At 67.2% G+C, this 14841-nt stretch carries 15 protein-coding genes; 8 read left to right on the forward strand and 7 right to left on the reverse strand.

The window, feature by feature from the left end; translation table 11 throughout:
• From QZV72_RS01995 to QZV72_RS02005, 3 genes are all read left to right on the forward strand, one after another.
• Positions 1–261 (forward strand): hypothetical protein (locus QZV72_RS01995; protein WP_297004580.1); only part of this gene is annotated, 261 nt, incomplete at its 5' end.
• 364 nt (positions 262–625) lie between these two features.
• On the forward strand, positions 626–1255 hold the full coding sequence (locus QZV72_RS02000) for a peptide deformylase (RefSeq protein WP_367119082.1): 630 nt from the start codon (positions 626–628) through the stop codon (positions 1253–1255).
• A 123-nt stretch (positions 1256–1378) separates the two neighbouring features.
• A complete protein-coding gene (locus QZV72_RS02005) occupies positions 1379–1978 on the forward strand; it encodes a hypothetical protein (RefSeq protein WP_297004586.1) in 600 nt (199 codons plus the stop codon).
• 29 nt (positions 1979–2007) lie between these two features.
• Here QZV72_RS02005 and QZV72_RS02010 read toward each other — a convergent pair whose 3' ends face one another.
• On the reverse strand, positions 2008–3243 hold the full coding sequence (locus QZV72_RS02010) for a CynX/NimT family MFS transporter (RefSeq protein WP_297004589.1): 1236 nt from the start codon (positions 3241–3243) through the stop codon (positions 2008–2010).
• A 131-nt stretch (positions 3244–3374) separates the two neighbouring features.
• Here QZV72_RS02010 and QZV72_RS02015 point away from each other — a divergent pair, with 131 nt between their 5' ends.
• Entirely contained in the window at positions 3375–3806 is a 432-nt protein-coding gene (locus tag QZV72_RS02015) for a MerR family transcriptional regulator (protein ID WP_297004591.1), read from the forward strand.
• A gap of 27 nt (positions 3807–3833) precedes the next feature.
• Here QZV72_RS02015 and QZV72_RS02020 read toward each other — a convergent pair whose 3' ends face one another.
• Positions 3834–5021: an acyl-CoA dehydrogenase family protein gene (locus tag QZV72_RS02020; protein ID WP_297004593.1), complete on the reverse strand. Its 1188-nt coding sequence runs from the start codon at positions 5019–5021 to the stop codon at positions 3834–3836.
• Complete coding sequence (gene sfnG, locus QZV72_RS02025) at positions 5018–6097, reverse strand: dimethylsulfone monooxygenase SfnG (RefSeq protein ID WP_297004596.1); 1080 nt, start codon at positions 6095–6097, stop codon at positions 5018–5020. Before sfnG ends, QZV72_RS02020 begins: the two co-directional genes overlap by 4 nt.
• A 149-nt stretch (positions 6098–6246) precedes the next feature.
• Between sfnG and QZV72_RS02030 the strand changes: the two genes are divergently transcribed.
• The 4 genes from QZV72_RS02030 to QZV72_RS02045 all read left to right on the forward strand — a co-directional run bounded on the left by QZV72_RS02030 (position 6247) and on the right by QZV72_RS02045 (position 10005).
• A complete protein-coding gene (locus QZV72_RS02030) occupies positions 6247–7149 on the forward strand; it encodes a MetQ/NlpA family ABC transporter substrate-binding protein (RefSeq protein WP_297004599.1) in 903 nt (300 codons plus the stop codon).
• Positions 7149–7925, forward strand: coding sequence for a methionine ABC transporter ATP-binding protein (locus QZV72_RS02035; RefSeq protein WP_297004601.1), 777 nt, complete (start codon positions 7149–7151; stop codon positions 7923–7925). Before QZV72_RS02030 ends, QZV72_RS02035 begins: the two co-directional genes overlap by 1 nt.
• Positions 7918–8685 carry a methionine ABC transporter permease gene (locus QZV72_RS02040; RefSeq protein ID WP_297004604.1) on the forward strand — a complete coding sequence of 256 codons (768 nt, stop codon included), beginning with the start codon at positions 7918–7920 and terminating at the stop codon, positions 8683–8685. The genes QZV72_RS02035 and QZV72_RS02040 overlap by 8 nt, the downstream gene beginning before the upstream one ends.
• Before the next feature lie 138 nt (positions 8686–8823).
• On the forward strand, positions 8824–10005 hold the full coding sequence (locus QZV72_RS02045; protein WP_297004607.1) for an LLM class flavin-dependent oxidoreductase: 1182 nt from the start codon (positions 8824–8826) through the stop codon (positions 10003–10005).
• A gap of 365 nt (positions 10006–10370) precedes the next feature.
• Here QZV72_RS02045 and QZV72_RS02050 read toward each other — a convergent pair whose 3' ends face one another.
• From QZV72_RS02050 to QZV72_RS02065, 4 genes are all read right to left on the reverse strand, one after another.
• Positions 10371–11624 carry an acyl-CoA dehydrogenase family protein gene (locus tag QZV72_RS02050; RefSeq protein WP_297004610.1) on the reverse strand — a complete coding sequence of 418 codons (1254 nt, stop codon included), beginning with the start codon at positions 11622–11624 and terminating at the stop codon, positions 10371–10373.
• 42 nt (positions 11625–11666) lie between these two features.
• The gene (locus QZV72_RS02055) at positions 11667–13349 is read right to left on the reverse strand and encodes an ABC transporter ATP-binding protein (RefSeq protein WP_297004613.1); all 1683 of its coding nucleotides are present in this window, start codon (positions 13347–13349) and stop codon (positions 11667–11669) included.
• A complete protein-coding gene (locus QZV72_RS02060) occupies positions 13346–14227 on the reverse strand; it encodes an ABC transporter permease (protein ID WP_297004616.1) in 882 nt (293 codons plus the stop codon). The genes QZV72_RS02055 and QZV72_RS02060 overlap by 4 nt, the downstream gene beginning before the upstream one ends.
• Positions 14227–14841: ABC transporter permease (locus QZV72_RS02065; protein ID WP_297004617.1), on the reverse strand; the 615-nt coding region annotated here is incomplete at its 5' end. The genes QZV72_RS02065 and QZV72_RS02060, both read right to left, overlap by 1 nt.

Consider the following 14841-nt stretch of genomic DNA (forward strand, 5'->3'; position numbering starts at 1 on the left):
CCTTCCCATATCCCTTCCCATATCCCCGGCTACCCTGACGCGTCCGCCATTCCGGTCCGCCCCCGGACCCCTTTCCGCGGCCTCACGATCGCGTCCACCATCATGGTCATTCTCGGCGCCGTCGTCGGCTTCCTCGCCTACGTGAACTCCTCGACTGTCGAGGAGCTGATCGCCGGACTCGCATTCGTCATCATCGGCGTCGGCGGTTTCATCAGCCTGACGCTGTGCACCGTCGGTGCCCACCTGGCGCAGCGTCGGTAGGACAGCCGACAGCTGGACTGGTGGTCGCGGTCGACTGGCCCGCTGTCCTGGACCAGCCTCTGAGACCCTCGGATACGTCCCGAACCGTGCCGGACCCGACGCGGAAGCTGCAACCTCCTGCGACGGGTCCTGGGGCGAGTTGCCGCCAACGCGATCGTGGACGTCGTCCGTGATCTCAGCAAGTGACTGCGTGGACTCTGAGGTCGGAACGGTTGACCCGCGTACGTGTGGCGGTCGCCGGTTCTCCGTTGATGAGCGGTCAGGTCCCCTCCCCACCGCGCGGGGGTCGGCCCCGGTGGGGCCGGCTCGTCCCGCGCCAGGTCACGGAGCGTGCCGGCATCCCGCCACGCGTGCCGCTAAGGTGATGGAGGTGCCTGTTCTTCCTGTCTATATCTGCGGAGAAACCGTCCTCCGAACCCCGACGACACCGGTCACGAACCCTGGCAGTGTCAGGGGCCTGGTAGATGACCTCCACGAAACCCTTGACCATATCCCGCAAGGCACCTCCCTCACCGCCAACCAGGTCGGTATAGGGCTCAGTCTGTTCGTCTACCATTGCCCCGACATTGAGGGCCCCCACGGGGCGAGGAAGACAGCCGACAGGATTGCCGCCCACGGCGGACCCCGACGCAGGGGTTACGTCATCAACCCCACCATCGAGACTTCGCCCCTCCCCCAGACAATGCCGGATGAGGTGTCCGACCGTGAGACGTGTCTCTCGATGCCCGAGCTCATCCTGCCCCGAGGCCGCGCAGACTGGGCCAGGGTCACCGGCATCGACACCAGCGGTGGCACCGTCATCGTCGAGGGGTTCGGGTTCTTCGCACGGTGCTTGCAGCACTCCGTCGATCATCTGAACGGACACCTGTTCACGGACAACCTCATGGGCCACTACCGCCGAGATGCCAAGCGGGAGATCAAGAAGCGCGGCTGGACGATACCGGGCCGGACATGGCGCCCCGACCAGTGTCCTCCCCCACCGCGTGGAAACTGATCCGGTGCGTCCCGGCACCTGACCACGGACAGGCTTTCACCCCCGGTCGCGGTGTCCACGTCCGTGCCGGCGGTACGGTGATCGACACCGACCACACCGCACCGACAGGAAAGCCCCGCACCCATGGATGAGCAGCAACGACCCGTGAACCCCTACCGGACCACGCCTCCGGTGACCCCGGCACAGCCACCGCAGCACCAGCCGCAGCCGGCGTCCTTCGGCAGCCAGCTCTCCGCCATCGCGAAAGACGCCACACTCTCCGCCGCGCGCGCAGCCGCCGACCGGATCGAGCAGAAACCACAGGCCACGGGCAACGCACTGTTGTGGATAGGTGTGGTCCTCGGCATCCTGGGCGTTTTCGGCGGCGCGCTGATGTTCTCCGATTCGCTGTTCTCCGGGATCGGGACGGTGCTCTTCGGACTGGCCATGGTCCTGCCGTGCGCGCAGCCGCTGCGCTGCCGCAGCCGTGACCGGAAGGCGGTGGCCGCGTGGGAGCAGGAGCAGGCGCGGAACCGGGAGCTCGCCGGGTACCTCACCGAGGAGGACGCCGCCATCGCCGCGGCCCTCACCCCCACCCCGCCGCCGGCCCGGACCCCGCGGCACCGGGCCCCGGTGTGGATCACCACCGCGGTGCTGCTGGCGCTGTCCATGGTCTGCATCGGGCTGGGTGACGATACGCTGCAGGAGTCCAACCTGCGGTACGAGCAGCAGGAGCAGCTCTGACCGGCTGATCCCGAGGTGACGGACCCCGGTCAGGGCATCGGTTTCCGCAGCGACGACCACCTGGTACGCCAGGTACCGCCGCCTGCCGCTGTCAGCTTCTCGGGCTTTCCGGCACGCCAGCTCAGACTGAGATTCACGATGCACACCGTGGCCAGGATCAGCAGGGGCGTCGACCAGTTGCCGAACGCCGAGTGCCCCAGGTTGAGCAGCACCGGTCCGGTGGCGGCGACCAGGAATCCGACGGACTGGGCGAAGGAGGACAGGGCAGCGGTATGCGCGTGGTCTCTCCCCCGGTGGGCGTACAGCACCGCGGGCACGGCCTGCCCGCCCCCCAGACCGACACCTGCCAGCGGAACCCATAGAGCGGTGGCGAGTCCGGGGGCGAGAGCCAGCCCCACGAGGCCCACGGTGCACAGGGTGATGATCACGGCGACGAGTCTGCTCTGGTCCCTGCTCCTGGCGGCGATGAGGGGAGACAGCAGCCCACCCAGCGAGATGCCGATGATGAGGACGGTCTGGGCGATTCCGGCAGAGCCGACGCTATGCCCGGTGGAGACCAGAATCGACGGTAGCCAGGCCATCAGGGCGTAGAACAGGAGGGTCTGGACCCCGAAGAACGCGGTGAGGCTCCACGCCAGCCAGGTGCGGGAGACCCGGGGGGCCGCCGCGGATTCTCCTGTCGACGGGACGCGGGCCGGTTCTGCCGACGACGACGCCGCAGTGACGCCGTCGTCCATCATCCGGCTCCCCACCAGGGCCGACAGAGCGGGAAGTGCGACTACCGCGACGGCCGTTTCCCAGTGACCGGTCAGGTGGGCGACAGGCACAGTCACAAGTGCCACCAGGGCCGAGCCGAGCCCCATCGACAGAGCGTAGGCGCCGAATACCGGGCCTGAGCGTCTGCCGGGGAAACGGGACACGACGTAGACCGGGATCAGAACGTTGATCACCCCGATCGCCAGGGACACGACGGCGGTGCCCGTGATGAGACCGGTGACCCCGAAGGGGCGGCCCACCGCCCCGGCGAGGGCGACGCCTGAGGCGACCAGGAACAGACGCGTCTCCCCCAGGCGCCGCAACAGGTGGGGCACGAACGGTGCGCTGATCCCCATCGCCAACGGCGGGATCACCCCTAACAGCGTGACCACGGTGGAACTCAGATCCGCCACGGGAGCCAGTGGCCCCACCTGACCGAACGGGGCGCGGGTGTTGAAACTGACGAGGACGAAACCGACGATGAGTGCGGTGGCTGATCTGGACGGCACCAAGGTGACCCTTCTCTGAGGCTGACCGGGACGCTGCAAGTCTGCCCGCTCAAGTAGACTTGAGCGCAAGCCTGAGTTTCCCGACCGTTACCGCAGGCACGCAGGCACCGTGAACCGGAGGAGGGATCAGCATGGCCCGGGACCGTGGGGACCGGACGCTCTACTCGATCAGTGACGTGGCACGCGGTTTCGGCGTCAGTGTGCCGACGCTGCGCTACTACGAGGAGCAGGGGCTCATCGAACCGACAGCACGGAGAGGGCGGGTGCGCCACTATGACTTCGATGAGCTCTGCTCACTGGCCTATGCACTGCTCTGGCACCGGGACGCGGACATGACCATAGAGTCGACCCGGGAGATCATGAATGCGCCGGCGTCGGTGGAACGCCACAGGATCATCTCGGAGCACCTCGATGACATCGACGCCCGGATACACCGCCTCGACGAGGCGCGCAGGACCCTGGTCCATCTTCTGAGCTGCTCCTCCGATGATCCGCGAACCTGTTCCCGCACGGGCGCCGCCCTGACCCGGACCGTCCGGGAATCCATGGGCACGGAGGGCTGACCGATGCCCCGGGCCGGGGAACCTGCGCTACAGGATGGACCCCAGCGGGGGCTCCTGACCCCGGAGCACGTACCGCCCGATGTGCTGCTTCTTCCACCGGACCGGGTCGTGGAGGGTATGGGTACGGGCATTGCGCCAGAACCGGTCAAGCTGCAGGTCGGGTGCAGTTGCCCGGGTGCCGGTCAGTTCGAAGACGTGGGTCGAGACGGTCAGTACGGCGGCATCGGCGATGATCTTCGCCTTCGCGACATGGAGCGACACCTCGGCGCGGTCGTCGCGCTCTCCCGACAACAGCTCGTCGACGGCCCTGCCCGCCGAGGCGAACGCCGCTTCCGCCCCGAAGACGGCCACCTCCAGCTCACCGGCGTTCTGCAGTGTCAGTGGGTCATCGACAGCCCGCTCCACCTCCGCGTCGGTCCACGGTCGGGCGAGGCGACGGGCGATGTCCAGCCCGGTCGTCAACGTGCCACGGGCGATCCCCGTGTCGATACCGACGTGCAGCAGCTGCGAGTACGCGCCATAGCCGCCGGCGGCCCACACCCGGTCGCGCGAGATGAGATCGCCGGTGGTCACCACGACATTGTCCAGGGTGACGGTGCCTGACCCTGTCAGCCGCTGGCCCACGGCATCCCAGTCGTCGACCACCGTGATTCCCGGGGACGCCTTCGGAATGAAGGCCGCCCAGACTCCGGGGGTGACGCCGTCCGCGTCCTCGTCGACCGTCGCGGTCACCGCGAGGTATGTCGCGAACGGGGATCCGGTGGCGTAGTACTTCGTCCCCCGCAGCAGCCAGGTACCGTCCCCCTGATAGGTCAGGGTGGTCGCCGTGTCCGCTGCGGTGCGACCGTGCCGTTCCGCCTGCGCGTTGGCGATGTGGCCACCGTTGAGCACCTCGGCGAAGAGGCGTTCCTTCTGTTCCGCGGTACCGGCCGCCCCGATCCACCGGACGAAGGCGAAGTGGTTCTGCGGGACCTGCCCGATCGACCCGTCCGCCGTCGAGAGGATGCGGACGATCTCCGCACCCACCGACGGAGCGCCACCGGGACCACCGAATTCGGTGGGGACGGTCGCCGCCAGAATCCCGGAGCGGTGGATCTCATCGAACTCCTCCACCGGTGAGCGCCGTGTCCTCTCCCGTTCCGGGGCACCGGCGGCGAAATGCGCAGCCAGGTCCCCGGCTTTCCCGAGAAGTGATTCCACCGTTGTCGAGGTCATGACAGAGCCCTTTCCGAATCCGTGTCACGTGCTTCGATCTCCCGCACGAGCGGTATGACCTTTCTACCGAACTCCACCAGTTCCTCCCGGAGATTGAGGGCGCCGACCAGGATGAGGTCGACGCCGATATTCTTGAGATCCACGATCCGCCCGGCGATCTGCTCTGCGGTACCGATGAGATTTGTCCGGAACCCTTCGTTGAACTGGATCAGATCTTCACGACTCGAATTCGCCCACATCCCCCGTCCCTCCGGCGACGAGGCCCCCGCCTCCCGCGAACGGGCGAAGAAGTCCTCCACCTGTTCCCTGTCGGACTTCTCTATGATCTCCCTGAGGACGGACTGCGCCTGCTCCTCCGTGTCCCGGAGAATGACGAAACTGTTCACACCGACGGGAGGGGCGGGCCTGCCCGCTTTCCCGGCTTCTGCCCTGACCTCCGCGATCCGTGCGGACAGCTCCTCCGGCGTACCACCGTTGGTGAAGTACCAGTCCGCCTGCTGACCGGCGACCCGGTGGGCGGCCTCCGAGCTTCCCCCCTGGAAGAGTGCCGGTGCCACCGGGGCGGTCGGTGTGACGGAGGCACCGTGCAGGGTGTAGTACTCACCGTCGAAGTCCACGGGGCCGCCGGCGAACAGTCGGTGGAGGATCTCCATGAACTCCCCGGTACGGGCATAGCGCTGCTCATGGTCCAGCCAAGGTTCCCCGAGGTTCTCGAATTCGTCCCGGTGCCAGCCCGAAACCACATTGATCCCGAACCGTCCCGAGGAGAAGAGTGAGGCGGAGGACGCCAGTTCGGCGAGAACCCCGGGATGGATCAGCCCGGGGTGCACGGCGGCGATCGAGGTCAGCCGGGTCGTCGCCCCGAGAATGTACTGGGACGCCACAATCGGCTCAGAACGGTCACCCTGGTGACGGATGGCATTGAGGGTATGACTGAAGCCGTGCCGCTCCGCGAGCTGCGCGGTGCTCACAACGTAGTCCGGATCGTATCCGGTCGAATTGTCGACGCCGCTGGCCACGAGCCCCCGGGCTATGGTCGGAGACCAGTATCCGAATTGAATGTTGTTCTTTACCATTCACCGTAAAGTACTCCTGCGCCCAGACGGAGCAGAACCTTTAGATTCATAGTGCACCGATCGGTCTAGTGCACAGGTTTACCGGTGTTACGATCTGACCCCCGAAAGCTTCCGTCAGACAGATAACACAACAAAAGGGGACAGAACAGATGTCACCGACCACCGGAAACCGGGGCATTGTCCGCCTCGCCGCACTCGTGCTCATCGGCGCGACAACATTGACGGGTTGCAGCGCCGTCAAAGAGGCGTCCTCGTCTGCCGGAGAGGAGGCTTCCGAAGGGGACAACGTCATCAGCGTCATCGCGACTGATGATCCGGCGTTCTCCGAGCCACTGGACCAGGCGAAGACGAACCTGGAGAAGGACGGCTACACCGTGAAAGTCGATCTCGTCACGGACATCGTCCTGCCGAACACCGCGGTCGAGCAGAAGCAGTACGACTTCAACTTCTTCCAGAACAACGCCTACCGGGAGAACTTCAACGAGGAACGCGGGACGGATATCCAGCCCGCCTTCTACGGTTTCGGAGCCCCCAGCGGAATCTACTCGAAGAAGTACCGGTCGATCGCCGAACTCCCGGAGGGTGCCCGGATAGCGATCCCCCAGGATCCCGCGAACAACGGCCGGACGCTGAGGCTTCTCGCCGATGCCGGACTGCTGACGCTGAAACCGAACAACGTCATCCGGACGAGCCAGCGGGACATCCTGGAGAACCCCCGAAATCTCCGGCTCATCGAGGTCGACCAGCAGACCCTCCTCAAGACCCTGCCGGATGTGGACGCCGCCTTCCTGTTCGGCCGGTACGCACTCCGTGCGGGACTCGACCCGGTGAAGGACGCGCTCCAGTTCGAGACCGAGGAGGCGGTGCACCTGCCGTACAGTCTCGTGGTCGCCACCAGGGCCGACCGGGTCAACGGCAAAGAGGCCCAGGATTTCCGGAAGGCGTTCCAGCAGGACAACGTCCGCCAGAAGTACCTCGATCTCTTCGGCGACTGGGTCCCCCTGCCCTGGGACCGTGACCCGCAGGCCGATATCGCGGAATGGAACAGCTGATGGGCGACACTGCAACGTCTCCGGTCGCGGTCCGGCTCCGGGGGGTCACCAAGACCTACCACGGCCGGTCCGGTGAGTTCACCGCCCTGCGGGACATCGACCTCGATGTCCCCGCCGGTTCGGTGCAGGGCATCGTCGGTTTCTCCGGGGCCGGGAAATCCACCCTGGTCCGCACGATCAATCTGCTGGAACGCCCGACATCGGGGACGGTCCACATTCACGGGGAGGACATCACCACCCTGGGCCGGCGGGACCTGCTGCACCGACGTTCCCGGATCGGCATGATCTTCCAGCACTTCAACCTCCTCAACAACCTCACCGTCGCGGGCAACGTCGAGCTCGCGCTCAGGATCTCGGGCGTCCCCCGGTCACAACGACGGGACCGCGTCGCCGAGACCCTGGAGATCGTGGGCCTCCCCGACAAGGCGGGGCAGTACCCGGCAGCCCTGTCGGGAGGTCAGAAGCAACGGGTGTCGATCGCCCGGGCCCTGGCCAACCGGCCCGGTATCCTGCTGTGCGACGAACCCACGTCAGCGGTGGACCCCAAGACGACCTCCGAGGTCCTCAGCCACCTCGCCCGGATCAACCGGGACCTCAACGTGACCATCATCCTCGTCACCCACGAGATGAACGTCGTCCGGGCGATCGCCGACAACGTCGTGGTCATGGAGTCCGGCCGGATAGTAGAACGGTTCGATCCCCGGGACGGCGGCTACGTGCCCCGCACGGAGATCGGCACCTACCTCGTCAAGGATGAGGTGGAGATCAATGTCTGACGTTTCCGACCGGTGGACGCCGACCGGGTCGTTCCTCACCGCCGAGGGCAGTTTCTCGGACACCTCCACCTCCCTCGACAGCATCCGTGACGAGATCAGCATCGCCCTGCCCGATCTCTGGCTCGCTCTCGCCCAGACCGGGATCATGCTGCTGTTCAGCATCCCGGTGACGATCGTCCTCGGCAGCGTCCTCGGGATCCTGCTCTACTCCTGGAGCCCGGAGGGCCTGCGACCCCACCCGCACATCTACCGGGGCGTCGGCACCGTGGTGAACGTCATCCGGTCCTTCCCGTTCCTCGTCCTGATGATCGTGCTCTTCCCCGTCGCGAAGTTCGTCGTGGGGACGAGCCTGGGGACCGTCGCCGTCACGGTCCCCCTCGTCGTCCACCTCGTGCCGTATTTCGCCAGGCTGGTCGAGCAGAACCTCCGGGAGGTGCCCCGTGGCGTGATCGAAGCGGTCGAATCACTGGGCGGTGGCTGGTTCCGTATCGTCTCCTCCGTCCTGCTGCGTGAGTCCCGCTCCGGGATCGCCTCCTCGGTCACGATCATGGTGGTCGGGTTCGTGTCCCTGTCCGCCATGGCCGGAATGGTCGGCGGTGGCGGGATCGGGGACTTCGCCATCCGCTACGGCTACTACCGTTACGAGACCAGCGTCCTGATCCTCGCCGTCATCGTCATGGTGGTGATAGTCCAGATCGTGCAGCTCATCGGCGACCGGACCGCCCGTGTCCTGGACAAGCGGAACGCGGGCGGAAGGTGACGTCCGGTCCGGTGGGCGCCCTGGTGGCCGGCGGAGGGACGCCAGCGGGCGGGGCGACGCACCGGAGCTCCACACACTAATATTCTCAGCGTTGAAAACTATTGCGTCGGAGATAAATATCAGTGTCTACTCATATGTATGACTGATACGGCACCTGTTTCCCTGCACTGGTTCCTCCCCACCTACGGGGACTCACGGAACATCACAGCCGGAGGCCACGGCTCCGGCTTCCACTTCGGCAGTCGCTCCGGCGACCTCAACTACCTCACCCAGATAGCCCTCGCCGCCGAGGAGAACGGCTTCGAGGCGGTCCTGACCCCCACCGGCCTGTGGTGCGAGGACGCCTGGGTCACCACCTCCGCCCTCCTGTCCCGGACCAGCCGCCTGAAGTTCCTCGTCGCTATCCGCCCCGGACAGGTCAGCCCGACCATCATCGCCCAACAGGGGGCGGCATTCCAGAAGTTCTCCGGCAACCGCCTGTTCATCAATGTGGTCGTGGGGGGAGAGGACCATGAGCAACGGGCCTTCGCCGACTACTCGACCAAGACCGACCGCTATCTCCAGGCCGATGAGGCGCTCCAGGTCATCAACCGGCTCTGGACCAGCAGCGAACCGGTGACTTTCACCGGCGACCACCTGAAGATCGAGAACGCGGTCCTCAAGGAAGTTCCTGAGCAGGCTCCGCCGGTGTTCTTCGGCGGATCGTCGCAACTCGGCATCGAAGTCGCCGCTCGGCGCGCCGATGTCTATCTGACCTGGGGGGAGACCACCGAAGCGGTCGCGGAGAAGCTTGACCGTGTCCGCGGGGAGGCGGCGAAGAACGACCGGAGTCTGGACTACGGCATCCGGCTCCACGTCATCACCCGGGAAACCGAGGAGGAGGCGTGGGCGGAGGCGCAGCGTCTCTACGACCAGCTTGACCCGGAGGAGGTGGACCGGATCCAGAAGGGTCTCGCCCGCTCCCAGTCAGAGGGTCAGCGGCGGATGAGCGAGTTGCACGGGCACGGCGGTGCTTTCGTCAAGGGCGGGGACGCCAGGTCCCTGGAGATCGCCCCCGGACTCTGGGCCGGGGTCGGCCTGGTCCGCGGTGGGGCCGGGACCGCACTGGTCGGTTCCTACCGACAGGTGGCCCAGGCCATCGCCGACTACCGGGAGATCGGGCTGACCCACTTCGTCCTCTCCGGCTACCCGCACCTGGAGGAGGCTTACCACGTCGGCGAGGGCGTCGTCCCGGAGCTGCTCAAGCTCGGCGTTCCGGTGAAGAACCACGAGAATGACGGCGCACGGCCGGCCGCCGCCACGCCGTTCCTCACCAACTGAACCGGCCGCCCCCGCCGCACAGTGCCGGTAGCGTGGCACAGGGCTGCCAACAGGTGCGCCGGCGGTGGATTGTGAATCCCGGGTCGGCGTGGTCACGGGCACCGCAGACGGTCTTGGGCGTCAACGGCGATGACCCGACGGCCGGAGTCGTGCCCGGTGCATGTGAAAATCCATGCTCCGGCGCCAGATCGAGTCAGTCCGTGTCAACACCGGACGAGGCTCGACGCACGGTGACTTCTCCAGGGCGTCGTTGCAGGCCAGATCGGCTATGTGCCACCGGTTCAGACTCCTCATCAACGAGTATGCCGTCGCGGCCTGATCAACAGATAGACGACCCTCTACAGAACCCGGGGCTTGACAGTGTCCTAGTTTTGCCTGTTAATCGCACCGAAACCGTGGTGGACGTCCGGCAGTGTGCCGTTGACCACGTGGTCACCGACAGCCCGCGCCTTGTAGATCACCGGGTTGTGCGACGAGATGGTCCGCACGTTCCGCCAGTGCCGGTCAAGAGCTAGGTCAACGCTGGTTGCCGAGGCGCTGGCGGCGTTGAACAAGTTCCATGTAGCTTCTCCTGCCAGGCGGGTGTTGATTACCTGAACCTGAGCGGAACGGATATTCACGGCGTCAAGGTCATCCTGTAAGTGGCTGGCGTTGTAGGCGTCGAAGCTGCGGGCCAGTGCTTCGACCGCGGCTGCGGCAGCGAACCGGGCAGTGTCGACTTCGCCGACAACCTCGAGGACCTGAGGATCGTGCCGTGGTTCCGGGACGGTGGCGAGGGGGTAGGTACGGTGGCGCTGGCAGACGACGTCGCTGAGGTCCTCGGCGACCCGCCTGATGATGCCGGCCTGGGTTGCGGAGTGGACGAACTGGTAGAACGCCCCGAGGTAGGTGTCAATGGCCGGCTCGGTACGCGGGATAGCGTAACCGTCCCGGACCTCCACATCATCGAATACGGTGGTGCCGCTGGCGGTGAACCGCTGCCCGAATCCGCCCCAGTCGTCGACGGCGGTCACACCGGGATCGTCAATGCGGACGACAACCTCCTTCGCCCCGTTTTCATCGACGACGACCACGCTGATCCAGTCAGAGTACAGGCTTCCGGTGGTGTAGTATTTCGTGCCGTTGAGCAGGGTCTTTCCGCCCTGCTCGGTGAGGGTGGTGGAGTGGTCGATGATTCTGTCGGCAACTGGGCCCCCGGGCTGTCCGGCGGCGGGGACCGAGGCTGCGGGGCCGACGAGTTCGCCGTGTCCGATCGCGGTCAGCAACGTGTCCCGGACGTGGCCTGTTTCGAGGTCGATGAGGAATTCGACGAAGCCGAGGTGTCCACGCAGGAGCTGGACGAAGTTGGAGTCCGCGGCGGCGAGGTTGACCAGGACTTCAGCGAGGTCGGTGACGTCGGCTCCGAGGCCGCCGAATTCGGTGGGGACGCGCAGTCGGCCGAGGCCGGCTGCGGCGAGTTCGCGGACGCGGGGTTCCGGGCTGAGGTTGTTGAGTTCGCGGTCGACGGCCTCGTGTCGGATGGTGTCCGCGACGTCGGCGATGGCTGTCTTCGCTGATTCGACGGCGTCCCGCGTTGAGGTGGAGGTGGTGTCGGTGGCGGATGTGGTTGAGGTGGTCATGGTCGGGAAACTCCTGTTCAGGTCAGTGGTTCGTGTGGGTGGTCAGGCGTGCTGCAGTCGCGGGAGCGAGTCCAGCAGCCTGCGGGTGTACGGCTCCCGCGGCGAGAGGAAGACCTCGTCCGCGGTGCCCTGTTCGACGACTTTTCCGCCCTGCATGACCAGGACGCGGTCGCTCATGTGGTGGATCACGCCGAGGTCGTGCGAGATGAAGAGGTAGCTGACGTTGAGCTGCTTCTGCAGGTCGGACAGCAGGTCGAGGATCTGGGCCTGGACTGAGACGTCCAGGGCGGAGACCGCTTCGTCGAGGACGACGACCTCCGGGTTGGTGGCCAACGCCCGGGCGATGGCGACGCGTTGCCGTTGGCCGCCGGAGAGCCGCACAGGCAGGGTTCCGGCGACGTTCGGGGACAGGCCGACCATTTCGAGCAGTTCCACCACGCGGTCCTGTGGCCGGTCGGCGTTCCCGGGGTCGCCCAGGGCGACGGCGTCCCGCAGGATCCGGGAGACGGTCCAGCGCGGGTCGAAGGAGCTCAGCGGGTCCTGGTAGACGACGGCGATGCGCCGTCTGATGCGGCGTTGTTCCCGGCCGGACGCCGTGCTCCAGTCACCGCCGTCGAACCGGACATCGCCGTCGTCGGGGGTGACGAGGGACAGGGCGATGCGGGCGACCGTGCTCTTGCCGGACCCTGATTCGCCGACGATGCCGAGTGTCTCGCCCCGGGCCAGGGTGAACGAGATGCCGTCGACGACCTTCCGCCGGCGACGGTCGGGCCCCCGGTAGGACTTGGACACGTCACGGACCTCGAGGAGGGGGCCGGTGGCCCCGTCCTGCGCCGACTGTCCCGACGGGTGCGGGGGGAACAGTGCGGCGGCGGTCCGGTCGGGGGGTGTGGTGTGTGACAGGCGCGTGCCGCGGGTGTGTTCGCTGGGGACCGCGTCGATGAGCTGCCGGGTGTAGGGGTGCTGCGGGTTGTGGAGCAGGTCGTCGGCGGGGCCGGATTCGACGATGCGGCCACCCTGCATCACGAGGATGTCGTCGGCGAGCTGGGCGACGACGGCGAGGTCGTGGCTGACGAGGATGACGGAGGTCCCGTCGGCGATCATGGTCTCCAGCACCGAGAGGACCTGGGCCTGGACGGTGACGTCGAGGGCGGTGGTGGGTTCGTCGGCGATGACGAGGTCCGGGTTCAGTGCGATGGCGGAGGCGATGAGCGCGCGTTGCCGTAGTCCGCCCGACAGTTCCCCGGGGCGTTGCCGGGCCCGCAGCGGGGGTTCGGGGACGCCGACCCGGTCGAGCAGCTCCTCGGTGAGTTCCCGCCGCCGGTGCCGGTTGTGTGGGCCGCCGAGTCCGTGGAGTGCGAGGGTCTCGCTGATCTCCCGGCCCACCGGCCGGAGCGGGTCGAGTGAGACGAGGGCGTCCTGCAGGATGAATCCGATGCGGCTGCCGCGCACGCCGCGCCACCACCGGTCCGGCCGGTCGAGCAGGCCCTCGCCGTCGAAGTCGAGGCGGTCGGCGGTGACCGTCGCCCCCTCGCCGGGGAGACCCACCAGGGAGCGGGACGTCACGGATTTTCCGGAGCCGGATTCGCCGACGAGGGCGGTGCAGCGGCCGCGCCGCAGGGTGAAGCTGACGTCCTTGACGATGTGGCGGGGGCCGTCGGGGCCGGGGAAGGAGACGTTGAGGTTCTCCACGCTGAGCAGTGGTGCCGGGGTGCCGGTGGTCATCGGGTGAGTCCTTCCGATCGGTCCTGGATGTAGCGGCCGAGGTGGGTGAACACCAGGGCGGTGAGGGCGATGGCGAGTCCGGGCATGACTTCGAGCCACCATGCGGCGGTGATGTCGCCCTTGCCGGAGTTGAGCAGGGCGCCCCACTCCGGTGACGGTGGTGCGACCCCGAGGCCCAGGAAGGAGAGTCCGGACGCCCAGACGACGCTCTGCCCGATTCCGAGCGCGACGAGTGCGACGAGGGGGCGGAAGGCGTTGGGGAAGATGTGCCGGCGGAAGATCGTCCACCGGGTGTGCCCCAGGGCCAGGGCCGCTTCGGTGTAGCCGGAGTTCTTCACGCTGAGGCCCTGTGCCCTGACCAGGCGGGCGTACCCGGGTGCCGAGCCGACGCCGACGGCGATGACGAGGCTCTGGGCGGAGGGGCCGAGGAGCGCGACGAACAGGAGGGAGAGCAGGAGCACCGGGAAGGCGAGGAGGATCTCGAGGATCCGGTCCACCGGGCCGGCGATCCACCGGGGCCCGAGTGAGGAGAGGAAGCCGAGGACCAGGGCGAGCACCAGGGACAGGAGGATCGCGCCGAGTCCGATGAGCAGGGAGGTGCGTGTCCCGTGGACGATCCGGCTGTACAGGTCGCGGCCGATGCTGTCCGTCCCGAGCCAGTGGTCACCGGACGGGCCGGCGAGGGTGTTCCCGAGGTCGACCGCGGTGGGTGAGTGCGTCGCGATGACGGACGGGAGGACGGCGGCGACGAGGATGAGGGCGGCGACCACGGCCGCGAGGATGACGGACACGGGGACCCGGACGCGGCCGCTTCTCCGCCGGGTGGGCCGGGTGGGTCGCTTTTCGGCCGTGGGTGCTGTTGTCGTGGCGGTGCTCATCAGTCCTCCTTTCTGAGTCGGGGATCGACGACGATGTACACGACGTCGATGATGAGGTTGATGACGACGTAGAACGCGGTGATGAGGATGACGATCCCGATGACGAGGTCGAAGTCCTTGTTCTGGACGGACCGGACGAGGAGGGCGCCGAGACCGGGGCGCGCGAAGACCTGCTCGACCAGCACCGCACCGGAGATGAGGCTGCCGACGGCCCAGCCGGACAGGGTGATGCCGGGGATCAGTGCGTGGCGCAGGATGTGCCGGGCGCGCACCGCACCGTCACCCATGCCCCTGGTGCGTGCCGTCAGGACGAACGGTTGCCCTGCGGCGCGTTCGAATTCGGTCCGGGTGGCCTGCCCGATGAACCCGGCGAGCGGGATCGCCAACGCCAGTGCCGGAAGGACCGTCGCCGCGATCCCGGTCCCGCCGATGACGGGGAACCAGCCGAGGGTGACGGCGAAGACGATGAGCAGCAGGGTCCCCACCCAGTACTGGGGCAGTCCGGCGGTGAGGGTCTCGACGGCGCCGCCGAATCCCCTCGTGTGCCGCGACCGTCCGGCGGTGAGCAGGGTCCAGGCGACGGAGATGACCCAGGCCAGGACCAGGGCGGTCAG

It is taken from the genome of uncultured Corynebacterium sp., assembly GCF_902782855.1.
Lineage (GTDB): Bacteria > Actinomycetota > Actinomycetes > Mycobacteriales > Mycobacteriaceae > Corynebacterium.